The sequence below is a fragment of the Deltaproteobacteria bacterium genome (assembly GCA_003696105.1).
Classification (GTDB): domain Bacteria; phylum Myxococcota_A; class Polyangia; order Haliangiales; family J016; genus J016.
On record RFGE01000244.1, the window covers coordinates 1 to 11,592 of the forward strand.

General features: G+C 72.1%; 8 protein-coding genes. 5 read left to right on the plus strand and 3 right to left on the minus strand.

The genetic code is table 11. The annotated features are described in order from the left end of the window. A partial coding sequence (locus tag D6689_15860; protein ID RMH39676.1) for a serine/threonine protein kinase occupies window positions 1-1,741 on the plus strand: 1,741 nt, incomplete at its 5' end. A 185-nt stretch (window positions 1,742-1,926) separates the two neighbouring features. Further along, window positions 1,927-4,833: a hypothetical protein gene (locus D6689_15865; protein RMH39677.1), complete on the plus strand. Its 2,907-nt coding sequence runs from the start codon at window positions 1,927-1,929 to the stop codon at window positions 4,831-4,833. A 94-nt stretch (window positions 4,834-4,927) separates the two neighbouring features. On the opposite strand, the gene cysC is transcribed toward D6689_15865, so the two are convergent. Further along, window positions 4,928-5,533, minus strand: coding sequence for an adenylyl-sulfate kinase (gene cysC, locus D6689_15870; GenBank protein RMH39678.1), 606 nt, complete (start codon window positions 5,531-5,533; stop codon window positions 4,928-4,930). Between the two features lie 43 nt (window positions 5,534-5,576). Between cysC and D6689_15875 the strand changes: the two genes are divergently transcribed. Next, window positions 5,577-7,364, plus strand: a complete 1,788-nt coding sequence (locus tag D6689_15875; protein RMH39679.1) for an SLC13 family permease — start codon at window positions 5,577-5,579, stop codon at window positions 7,362-7,364. A 20-nt stretch (window positions 7,365-7,384) separates the two neighbouring features. Here the strand turns inward: D6689_15875 and D6689_15880 are convergent, their stop codons facing one another. After that, on the minus strand, window positions 7,385-8,062 hold the full coding sequence (locus D6689_15880; GenBank protein ID RMH39680.1) for a hypothetical protein: 678 nt from the start codon (window positions 8,060-8,062) through the stop codon (window positions 7,385-7,387). 49 nt (window positions 8,063-8,111) lie between these two features. On the opposite strand from D6689_15880, the gene D6689_15885 reads away from it, so the two are divergent. Both D6689_15885 and D6689_15890 read left to right on the plus strand, forming a co-directional pair. Further along, a complete protein-coding gene (locus D6689_15885; GenBank protein ID RMH39681.1) occupies window positions 8,112-9,476 on the plus strand; it encodes a gfo/Idh/MocA family oxidoreductase in 1,365 nt (454 codons plus the stop codon). A gap of 4 nt (window positions 9,477-9,480) precedes the next feature. Next, the gene (locus D6689_15890; GenBank protein ID RMH39682.1) at window positions 9,481-9,981 is read left to right on the plus strand and encodes a hypothetical protein; all 501 of its coding nucleotides are present in this window, start codon (window positions 9,481-9,483) and stop codon (window positions 9,979-9,981) included. Between the two features lie 22 nt (window positions 9,982-10,003). On the opposite strand, the gene D6689_15895 is transcribed toward D6689_15890, so the two are convergent. Continuing rightward, a partial coding sequence (locus D6689_15895; GenBank protein RMH39683.1) for a response regulator occupies window positions 10,004-11,592 on the minus strand: 1,589 nt, incomplete at its 5' end.

Sequence of the window (11,592 nt, forward strand, 5' to 3'; positions counted from 1 at the left end):
CGCCCCCGCACTCGCCGGCGCCGCGCCGAGCGCGACCGCCCCCGCCACGCCGCGCGCTCTCGCCCCCGCACTCGCCGGCGCCGCGCCGAGCGCGACCGCCCCCGCCACCGGGCACGCGCCAGCCCCGGCCGGTCCGCCCGAGCCGCCGCCTCCCCCAACCGGAGCCGCCGGCGGCGCTCCGGACGCGTGGCGCGGCGCGCTCCAGCGCAAGACGACCACCGTCATGATCGCGTTCCTCGCAATCTGCGCCGCCGGCCTACCGTTCATGGCCGCGGTTGCGCGCACGCGCACCGCGTTCGCCGCCGCCGCGACGTGCGTAGCCGGCATCGCGGCCATCACCGCGGTGCAACTCATTCGCGCGCGCCGTGGCGCACTCGATCAACTGGACTGGCCGTGGGCCGTCGTCGCCGCACTGTGTGCGGGACCGGCGTATCTGTTCGGGCTCAACGCGGGGTTTGCCGCCGTCCTCGCGGTCGGACTGTTCTCCAACGGAGGGTTTACCGCCGCGCAGCGCAACCCGGCTGCGCCGGCGATCCCCCTCGCCGTAGTCGTATCGCAGGGCGCCCTGCTGGCGCTCATCGTCGCCGGAGTCGTCCCCGACGACGGCCTGGCGCCGTTGTATCCGACGCCCGACACGCCGCGGTGGGAACCGGTGATTGCACACGCCATGGTACAAGGCGTGTACCTGTCCGCCCACGCCGCCGGCTTCGTCGTCGATCGCGCGCACAGCCGCATGCTCGAACTCGCGGTGCAATCCGAGGCGGCAGCCGCGCATCATCGAGCACTCCTGTCGGCCGCGCGCGCGCAATTACACCGCGCTCTGGTCGGCACCGCCGACGGCGTGTTCGTCGGCCACCGGGTGGGAGACTATGAACTCACGGAATTTCTCGGGCGTGGCGGCATGGGCGAGGTCTACCGCGGCATCCACGTCGGGGAAGGCCCGGCCGCCGCGGTCAAGTTGATCCGGGCCGACCGCTTCGGCGACGCCGCGGCCGTTCGACTCTTCGTTCGCGAAGCGTCGGTGCTGTCGCGCATCGATAGCCCGTACGTCGCCCGCGTCTACGCGACCGGAGGCGGCGACGGCGACATTCCGTACATCGCGATGGAACTGCTCACCGGCAACACGCTCGCCGGCGTCCTGCGCGATCGCGATACGCTGTCGCCGGAGGCGCTCGAGCGCCTCGTTCACGACGTCGGCCGCGGGCTCGAAGCGGTGCACTCGATCGGGATCATTCACCGCGATCTCAAGCCGCACAACGTCATGCTCGTACGCGATCCCGAGCCGCGCTGGAAGCTGGTCGACTTCGGGATCGCGCGATGGCTCGACAAGGCCAGCGATCACACGACGCGCGATCTCGTCGTCGGCACCCCGCCCTACATGGCGCCCGAGACCATCCTGGGCCGCCCGGTCGACGCGCGCGCCGACCTGTACAGCTTCGGGTTGCTCATCTACCGCGCCGTCGTCGGCCGGCCCGCGTTCTCATCGGCCGACCCGCTCGGCGTGCTGGACGAGGCGCGGCGCGGACCGCCCAACCCGCGCGACTACGTCGATCTGCCCACCGACGTCGAACTCGCGCTGCGGATCGCGATCGCGTACGACCCGGCCGATCGGTTCGCCGATGCGGCCACGATGCGCCATGCGTTCGCCGCCGCCCTGGCCGGCTCGCTGCCGCCGGCGCTGCGCCGGCGCGGCCGCGCGCTGCTCGCTCGATGCCCGTGGGCAACCGCTGCGGTGCGGTAACGCGGCGCGCCGGCACGTGACGCGGCGCGACACCGGCGGCGGGGGAACCGCACACCGCCGGTTGCAGACCGCGGTCGGCATCGGCTCGGCGCGAGACCGGAGTTTCGCGTCGTTGCCAGCGGTCTGGCCGTTGCACTGGAGCCGCTCGCTGCCCGCGGCAGCGCGTTGCCGAATCAGGAGGTGTCATGAGCCGCATCAATTCCGACCGCCGCACGATTGCGCCATCTTGCGTCGCCGCGCTCGTCGCCGTCGCAACCGCGCTAGCGGCCTGCGCCGGCGAGATCACCGGCGGCGCCGGCGCGGGTTCCGATCGCGCCGACGACGTGCTCGTCCTCGAGGGCGGGGAACTGGCGACCGAGCTCGCGACGTCCCCGATCCGCGAGGCATCCGCGCCGTTCGTTCGCGCCGGCGCGATCTGGGAGGGCGACCGTCCCGGCGCGTTCGAGATCGCGGCGAGCCCGGACGGCGCCACGTGGTCCGACTGGCGACCGCTCACGGTCGACCACGTCGAACTCGAAGCGACCGGCGGATTCGTCGGCCAGATCGAGTGGGACGAGCCGATGAACTACTTCCGACTGCGGGCCGCCGACGGCCGCGCCGACTACCTGCGGCTCGAGTTGTTCGACTGGCGGCTGTCCGAGGGGGTCGAAGGTGGCATCGAGGGCGGCGGCGACGACGGCGAACGTGACGGTTCCGGGACCAGCTTCGCGCCCGGCCCCGGCGGCGTCTCCGTTGCGCCGCGTTCGGCGTGGGGCGCGCGCAGCCACCGCTGCAGCGCGCGCATCGGCACCGTGTATCGGATGGCGATTCACCACACCGAGACGCCCACCGACGACAGCCTGTCGCCCGAGGCGCGCCTGCGCAACATCCAGAGCTACCACATGAACGTGCGCGGCTGGTGCGACATCGGCTACCACTACCTGATGTCGCGCGACGGGCGGCTGTGGCAGGGGCGCCCCGACCACCTGCTCGGCGCCCACGCCGGCGGCGCGAACACCGGCAACATCGGGATTGCGGCGATGGGGTCGCACGACGCGACGCCGATCACCGACCGCCAGGTGGACTCGCTGGCGGCACTCGTGGCAGCGCTGGCGCGCGAACACGGCGTCCCGATCGACCGCAGCCGGATCAAGGGTCACCGCCAGTACAAGTCGACCTCCTGTCCGGGCAATGCGCTGTACGCGCAGCTCGACGACATCGTCGCGCGCGCTGCGTCCGGTGACTCGAACCCGCCGGGCGACTCGGGAGACCCCGGCGGAGCGTGCGATCGCGGCCCATTCGCATCGGACGGCCCGTGGTCGTGCGACGGCCTCACCGGCACGACCACCAACCCGGAAGACGTGTATTTCACGACGTCGTTCGGCTGCTGGGTCGACGAAGCCGGCGTCGCACACGGAGATGCCGGCGACAATTGCGAGCCCGCCTGTCCGCTGTCTTCCATCGGCTGCGAGGGCCTCGACGGACCCGACTGCGAACGCAAGATCAACTGGTACGCGGCAGGCGCAGACCGTTTCGGCTGCGGCACGAAACTCCGAGTGACCAACCCGGACAACGGCCGATCTGCGATCCTGATGGTGATCGACCGCGGACCGAACTGTGCGGTCGAGCGGACGGTCGATCACTGGGTGCTCGACGTCTCGTCGCGCGCGTCCGACTATCTGTTCGGCGGCCCAACGTCGGCGACCGAACGCGCGGACGTCATCGTCGACGTCGCGCCCGCGGCAGCGCCGGTCGGACCGGCGGATGCCGGCGTGTGCACCGCGGAGCCCGGCGATGGCAGCCCGGCCGAGTTCGTCACCGTGCGCGGCATCCTGTACGAAGGAGCCGACACGTCGCGGCGCATCAGCGGTGCCACCGTAACACTCGGCGAGCGATCCACCCGGACCGACGCCGCGGGCGAATGGTCGTTCGCCGACGTCCCCGCCGGCACGTTCACGGTGACGGCATCGGCCCCCGGCTATCAGACCCGATCGATCACGCGAGCGACCTATGCATCGGAAACGTGGGCGAGCTTCGGGTTGTCGCCGATCGACGCGACGACCGGCAGCGCAGTCTTGCAGGGCGTCGTGTACTACGGCGGCGACAGCGGCAACCGCATCCCAGGCGCGGCCATCGAGTTGTCCACCGGCCAGACGGCCACCGCCGACGACAACGGGTTCTACCGGATCGAGGATCTGCGTGCCGGCAGGGTGACGATCACCGCGAGCGCGCCGGGTTGGACGACGGCCAGCGTCACGCGCGACCTCGCCGACGGCGAAACCGTATGGGGCAGCGTCCAACTCGAACGCACCGGCGGAGGCACCAGCGGGGATCCCGCCGCGACGAGCGTTTGCTACGGCGACGGCAGCGTGTGCCTGCCGCTCGTGCGGGTGGACCCGTACACCTACCCGTCGCCGTTGAACGCGAACTACCGCGAGCCGACCCAGTACATCGACATGGACGACCCCGCGGTCGATGTCGGCGCGCGCGTCGCCCCCAACTTCAAGCTCGGCGAATTGTGCGTCCGCTCCAAGGGACGCTATCAGGTCATGCAGCCGCACGCCGTCGCGAAGCTCCAAGCGGTGCGCGACGCGGCGGGGATTCCGCTGGTGATCAACTCCGGGTTCCGGTCGCCGCCATACAACGCGAGCGTCGGCGGGGCGACCCGCTCGCGCCACATGTACGGCGATGCGTTCGACATCATGCCGGGTTCGATCGGACAGGACCGGCTCATGGACATCTGCCGGTCGCTCGGCGCGGGCTACGTCGCGAAGTACACGAGCGGGCACGTCCATTGCGACTGGCGCAACGACGCGGTCGACGCGCGGTTCTTCGGCGCAGCCTTCGCACCCGAGACGCCGGCGTGGTCTGCCGCCGACCTGACCGCCGACATCGTCGCCCGCGGCGACGGCTCGTACGAGGCGCCGGCGACCGGCTACGACGAGACGGAAGGCGACCTCACGCGCGACTGGACGGCGTACGCGGTCGACGGCCGCGTGCTCGCGACCGGCAGCGGCCCGACGTTCCTGCCGCCGCCCGGCACGCACACCCTGCGCGTCGACATCGGTGGCATCGTCGAAGTCGAGCGGACGATCGCGGCGCGACGCGAGTGACGCAGCGTCGCCGACGACGCGCAGCGCGGCCGGCGACGCGCAGCGCGGCCGGCGACGCGCAGCGCGGCCGGCGACGCGCAGCGCGGCCAGCGCGTCAGCGGGGCACGAAGCCGGAGGTCGCGAGCAGCTCGATCATGGCGTCGACGCAGCGATCGACGTCTTGCGCCGCCGTGTCGAGCCGCAACGCGGGGGCCTCGGGCGCCTCGTACGGCGCGCTGATCCCGGTGAACTGCGGTATCTCGCCGGCGCGCGCCTTCTTGTACAGTCCCTTGGGGTCGCGCTGTTCGCACACGTCGAGCGGCGCGTCGACGAACACCTCGAAGAAGCGGTCGGCGCCGACCGCATCGCGCGCGCGCGCGCGATCGGCCCGGTAGGGCGAGATGAACGACGTGATCGTGACGACGCCCGCGTCGGCGAACAGCGCCGCCACCTCGCCGAGCCGGCGGATGTTCTCGGTGCGATCCTCGGGCGAGAACCCGAGATCGCTGTTGAGCCCGTGCCGGACGTTGTCCCCGTCGAGGACGAACGCGAATCTGCCCGCGTCGACGATGCGTTTTTCGAGCGCATAGGCGAGCGTCGACTTGCCGGCGCCCGATAGCCCCGTGAGCCACACGACGGCGCCGCGCTGGCCGAGGCGAGCGGCGCGCTCGTCTGGCGACAGCAGAGGATTGTGTCTCGTCAGATTCCGGTTCACTGCCATCTGCAATTCCTGCGTCCGGGCAGTTAATACTAGACTCGACGCGATGTCGACCCTCGTCGGGGCGAGCGGGTGGGACGCATGGATCGCCGCCGGCACCGTCGCCGCCGTGTTCGCGGCGATGGCCGCGACGCGCGTGGCGCCCTACCTGCTGCTGCTCGGCGGCCTGGCCGTCCTGCTGGTCGCGGGCGTCATCGGCCCGGGCGACGCGCTCGCCGGGTTCGCGAACGAGGGCGTCGCCACCGTCGGATTGCTGTTCGTCGTCGCCGCCGGCCTGCGCGAGACCGGCGTGCTCGACTTGCTCATCGTCCCGTTGCTCGGCCGCCCGCGGACCGAACGCGGCGCGCGCGGCCGCCTGATCGCGCCGGTCGCGGCCGCGAGCGCGTTCCTCAACAACACGCCGCTGGTCGCGATGATGCTGCCGGTGGTGTTGGACTGGGCGCGGCGCGCGCGGGTGCCCGCGTCCAAGCTGCTCATTCCGCTGAGCTACGCATCGATCCTCGGCGGCATGTGCACGCTGATCGGCACGAGCGCCAACCTGGTGGTCAACGGCATGCTGATCGACGCCGGTCATGGCGGCCTCGGATTGTTCGACCTTGCGGCGGTCGGCGTCCCGTGTGCTGTCGTCGGGCTCGCGTATCTGTGGCTCGGCGTCGGGCCGCTGTTGCCCGCCCGCGGCGAAGTCGCCGACGCGCTCGAGGATCCGCGCGAGTACACGGTCGAAATGGTCGTCGCGGCCGGCAGCCCGCTCGCCGGCAAGACGGTGGAGCAGGCTGGACTGCGGTCGCTGCCGGGCGTCTTCCTCGCCGAGATCCACCGCGGCGGCCGCGTCATTCCGGCGGTCGGCCCGGGCGAACGGCTCGAGGCCGGCGACCAACTCGTGTTCGTCGGGCTCGTCGACTCCGTGGTCGATCTACAAAAGCGGCCGGGGCTGGTGCCGGCCACCGAGCAGGTGTTCAAACTCGACGCGCCGCGCGCCGACCGCTGGTTCATCGAAGCGGTCGTGTCGCACCGGTGCCCCATCGTCGGCAACACGATCCGCGACGGCGCGTTCCGCACCCGCTACAACGCGGTGGTCATCGCAGTGGCGCGCGGCGGCGAGCGCATCGACCGCAAGATCGGCGACATCGTGCTGCAGCCGGGCGACGTGCTCTTGCTCGAGGCGCCGCCGGCGTTCGTCGACCAGCACCGCAACAGCAACGACTTCTATCTGGTGAGCCGCGCGACCGACGCGCAGCCGCCGCGGCACGACCGGGCGTGGCTCGCGGTCGGAGTGCTCGCGGCGATGATCGCGCTCGTCCTCGGCTCCGTGCTGTCGATGTTCGTGGCGGCGCTGTGCGCCGCCGGCGCGATGTTGCTGCTGCGGTGCTGCAACGAGGAAGCGGCGCGGCGATCCGTGGACTGGCAGGTCCTGCTCGCCATCGCGGCGGCGTTCGGCCTCGGCCGCGCGCTGGATCGCACCGGTGCCGCGAGCGCGATCGCGCACGGTCTCGTCGGAGTCGCCGGCGACGATGCGTGGTGGGCGTTCGCGGCCGTGTGCATCGCGACCACTCTCCTCACCGAAGTCGTCACGAACGCCGCCGCGGCGGTGGTGATGGTGCCGATTGCGTTGCAGACCGCCGCGGGCCTGGGCGCCGACCCGATGCCGTTCGTCGTGGGCATCATGATCTCGGCGTCGGCGGCGTTCGCGACGCCCCTGGGCTATCAGACCAATCTGATGGTGTACGGCCCCGGCGGTTACCGCCTGACGGACTTCGTGCGCGCGGGCGTACCGTTGAGCGCGCTGGTCCTCGCGACCAACATCGCGCTCACGCCGCGAGTGTGGCCGTTTTGACCGCTCGCCCGGCCGCGGCGCTATCGCGTCGCCCCGCGCATCAGGGCTCGCAGCTCGTTCCACACCGCAACCGGATCGAATCCGAGCAGGTCGACCGGGTCGAGTCCGGCGCTGCGCAGCTGCGCGCGCGCTTGCCGCGCCACGCCACCCGCGACCGCACGCGCCGACTCGCGCGCCGCGCGCGGCAGCAGGCGCGACAGCGACCGCGCCGCCGCGCCGGCGGTCCCCGCGACCGCCGCTCCCCCGGCGAGCGCCGACAGCCACAGCGGCGCCGGATCGACGATCACGTGTTTGCGCGCGATCTCGCGGCCGAGTTGATCGGGCGGACCGCCGAGGATCCGCGCGACGGCGCCGCGCTCGAAGAACACGCCGATCGACGGCGGGTCGAACCGCTCGTCGACGACGTCGAGGATGCGGCGGTAGCGGCTGCGCCAATCGCGCGCCACGTGGCGCGCGTCGATCGCGTCGGCGATGCCCATGTGCGTGGTCGCGAACACGATGTCGCCCGCCTCCTTGCTCGCAATGATCGACGCAAACAGGTCGGACGCGCCGTCGTCGAAGGCATAGGCGACGATCGCGGTCCCGTCGGGGACGAGCGCGTCGAACGCCCGCTGCAGCACGTCGCCGTCCGGCGCCGGCAGTACGCTCGCCAGCGGTGGATCGACGTGAACCAGGCCGCGCCGCGCGGCGCGCAGCACCGCCCCCCACGCGGTGGCAGCCGTCGCGACGAAGTCGTCTCCCGAACCGATGCGAGAGTCGATGTCGCCGGCGATCGCGGCCAGCGCGCCGGGCTCGAGCGCGACCAGTACGGCCGCACCCGCCTGCCGGCGCGCCGCCGCGAGCGCGCGCCGGTGCGTCCCGCGCCAATCCACCGCGACCGGCCCGCGGCCGACGACCACCGCGCGCTCGAGGCGGTCGCCGTCGCAAAACGCGAGCGCGACCGGCAGCCGTTGCGCGAGGCCGGGCGGCGCCACGAGCGCGAGCCAATTGGCCCACTGGTCCGCGTCGAGGTCGACCAGTTCGACGTCCTGGGACAGCACGTCCACAGTGTACGCTGGCGCGCGGCCGCGTTGTATGGTCGACGCGATGGTGCGCGTGGCGGTCATCGGCGCCGGGGCGTGGGGCATCAACCACGTCCGCACGTTTGCGCGGTTGCGCGAGTGCGAGCTGGTGCTCGTGTGCGAGCGGGACGAGGCGCGCCGGCGCCGCGCTGCCGCGATCGCGCCGGGCGCGCGGCTCGGCGCGCGCCTTTCCGACGCGCTCGAGGCCGACGACGTCGATGCGGTCGTGCTGGCGACGCCGGCGGCGCACCACGCCGACCACGCGCGGGCGGCGCTGCGCGCCGGCAAGCACGTGCTGGTCGAAAAGCCGCTCGCGCTGCGGGTCGCGGACGCCGAGGCGGTCATCGCTGCCGCCGCACGCGCGGGCCGCACGCTGATGGTCGGCCACTTGATGCTGTACCACCCGGCGTTCCTGCGCCTGGTCGACGTCGTGCGCGCCGGCGACCTCGGTCGCGTGCTGTACGCGTATGCCGTGCGCGTCAACCTCGGCCGACTCCGGCGCGACGAAAACGCGCTGTGGAGCCTCGGACCGCACGACGTGTCCATGTTGCTGTACGCGCTCGGCGCCGTGCCCGAGTCCGTGTCGGCGCGCGGCGGCTGCTACCTGCAGCCCGGGGTCGAAGACGTGGTGTTCGTCAACCTGCGGTTCCCGGGCGGGACGGTCGCGCAGATTCACCTGTCGTGGCTGGATCCGCGCAAGGAACGGCGGCTCACCGTCGTCGGCGACCGCAAGATGATCGAACTCGACGACACGCACCCGACGGAGAAGCTGCGCATCCACGACAAGGGCTACGACGTCCCCCCCGCGTTCACCGAGTACGACCAGTTCCTGCAGATCCGCCACGGAGACACGCTGATACCGCGCGTCGACATGGTCGAGCCGCTCGAACTCGAGTGCCGCCACTTCGTCGAATGCGTGGCCACGGGTGCCACTCCGCGGTCGGACGGCCGCACGGCGGTGAACGTCGTGCGCGTGCTCGAGGCGGCCCAGGAAAGCCTCGCTGGCGATGGCGCTCCTGTGACGATCCGGCCGGAGGCCGACCATGCATGACGATGTGCTGCTGGCGGACAGCGCGCGCTGGTGGCTCGTCGCGCACGCGATCGTCGGGGGCGCGCTCGTCGGCGCAGCCACGCACATGGCCGTGTGGACGCGCAGCTATTGGCGGCGCGACACCGCCCGGCACCGGGGCGTGCGCCGGTTCGCGGTCCTCACCGCCGCGCTGTTCGCGCTCAACTTCGCCATCGGCCTCGCGATCTACCCGGTCTACAAGGTGCGCGTGCGGGTCGCCTACCTCGACGACCCGGGCGCGGCGTTGCCGCTGTACGAGACGACCTCGCGCGTCGCGCGCTGGTTCGACGTCAAGGAACACGCGATCGCGATCGGTTTTGCCGTCGCCGTCGCTCTCGCGGCGATCGTGCTGGCGTGGCGGCCGTCTCGCGACGGCCGCGACATCGCGCCCGCGGTCGCGGGCCTGGCATGGCTCGTGTGCGCCGCGACCTGGTTCGCGGCCATCGTCGGGCTCGTCACCACGTCGTACCGCGCGATCGGGTCGTAGCGCCGGCCGTGGTGCCGGCCTTCTATTCGCCGGCGTCGAGAACCTCGCGCAGCTTGCGCAACAGCGCGCCGCCGGAAAACGGCTTTTGAATGAACGCGATGCCGTCGTCGAGCAGGCCGCGGTGCGCGATCGTGTTCTCGGTATAGCCGCTCATGTACAACACGCGCAGGCGCCGGTCGCGGCGGCGCAGTTCGTCCGCCACGTCGCGAACCGACCGTCCGGGCACGATGACGTCGGTGAGCAGCGCGTGAATGCGGCCGTCATGGCCGTCGGCGACGCGCACCGCCTCGTCCCCGTCGGCCGCCTGCAGCACACGGTAGCCGCCCGCGCGCAACAGCCGCACCGTCGCCCGCCGGACGGCGTCGTCGTCCTCGATCAGAAGCACCGTCTCTTCGCCGGTCTCGCGCTGCGGCGCCGGCGTCTCTCGGCCGGCCGCGGCCGGCTTACTCGCGACGCGGGGAAGATAGATCTTGAACGTCGTGCCGACGCCGACCTCGCTGTACACCCAGATGAACCCGCCGGACTGCTTGACGATGCCATAGACGGTCGCCAGACCGAGGCCAGTGCCGCGTTCGCGGTCCTTCGTGGAAAAGAACGGCTCGAAGATGCGGTCGCGGATGTCGGGTGCGATCCCGGTGCCGGTGTCCGTCACCGCCAGCAGCACGTAATCGCCCGGAGGCACGGCGACCGGTTTACGGGAGCCGTAGTCCGATCCGAGGGTGACGTTGCTCGTCTCGATCGTGATCGTGCCCCCGTCCGGCATCGCGTCGCGCGCATTGACCGCCAGGTTGATGAGCACCTGGTCGAGTTGGCTGACGTCCACCGACACCGCGCCGAGGTCCTCGGCCAACGACGTGACGAGGTCGACGTCCTCGCCGATGAGCCGGCGCAGCAGGGAGGACACCGCGACCACGACGTCGTTGAGGTTGGCCACGCGCGGGTCGAGCAGCTGGCGGCGGCTGAACGCGAGCAGTTGGGACGTCAGCCGGGCGGCGCGCTCGGCGGCGCCGAGGATCTCGGCGACGTCTGCTTGCTGTTGCGAGTCCGCGGGCAGGCTGTTGCGCAAAAACGCCCCGTAGCTCTGGATCACGGTGAGGACGTTGTTGAAGTCGTGAGCGACGCCGCCGGCGAGCCGCCCGACCGATTCCATCCGCTGCGCGGCGACCATCTGCCGCTCGAGTGCGCGGCGCTCGGCGAGATCGGTGATCCAGTACAGCGCGAGCCGCGCCCGGACGGTGTCGACCGTCGACCGCGTGACGCTCACGGGACGCTCGTCGCCGTCGCAGCGAACGGCGACCTCGTCGCCATCCGGGTCGCGACGCCCCGGAAGGAACTCGTCCACCCGGCGCCACAGCAGCCCGCCCGGGGCCGCGCCGAACAGCTTCTCCGCGGCCGGATTCGCGAGCGTGATCGCGCCGGTGTCGTCGGCGACGAGGACGCCGGCCGGCGCGGCGGCGAGCGCGACCCGGAACTGCTCTTCGGCGTGGTGGCGGTCGATCGCCCGGTCGACCGTCGCGACCAGCAGGTCGTCGTGCAGGTCGTCGAGGGCGAGCACGTCGATCGCGCCCGCGGCGAGCGCGCGCGCAGCGCCGGCGCCGCCGCCGCGCTTGA

What these genes read in the sequence shown, in the direction of transcription:
- D6689_15865 (RMH39677.1), top strand. Translation starts at nt 1,927, where the DNA reads ATGAGCCGCATCAATTCCGACCGCCGCACGATTGCGCCATCTTGCGTC.
- cysC (RMH39678.1), bottom strand. Translation starts at nt 5,533, where the DNA reads ATGGCAGTGAACCGGAATCTGACGAGACACAATCCTCTGCTGTCGCCA.
- D6689_15875 (RMH39679.1), top strand. Translation starts at nt 5,577, where the DNA reads ATGTCGACCCTCGTCGGGGCGAGCGGGTGGGACGCATGGATCGCCGCC.
- D6689_15885 (RMH39681.1), top strand. Translation starts at nt 8,112, where the DNA reads ATGCGAGAGTCGATGTCGCCGGCGATCGCGGCCAGCGCGCCGGGCTCG.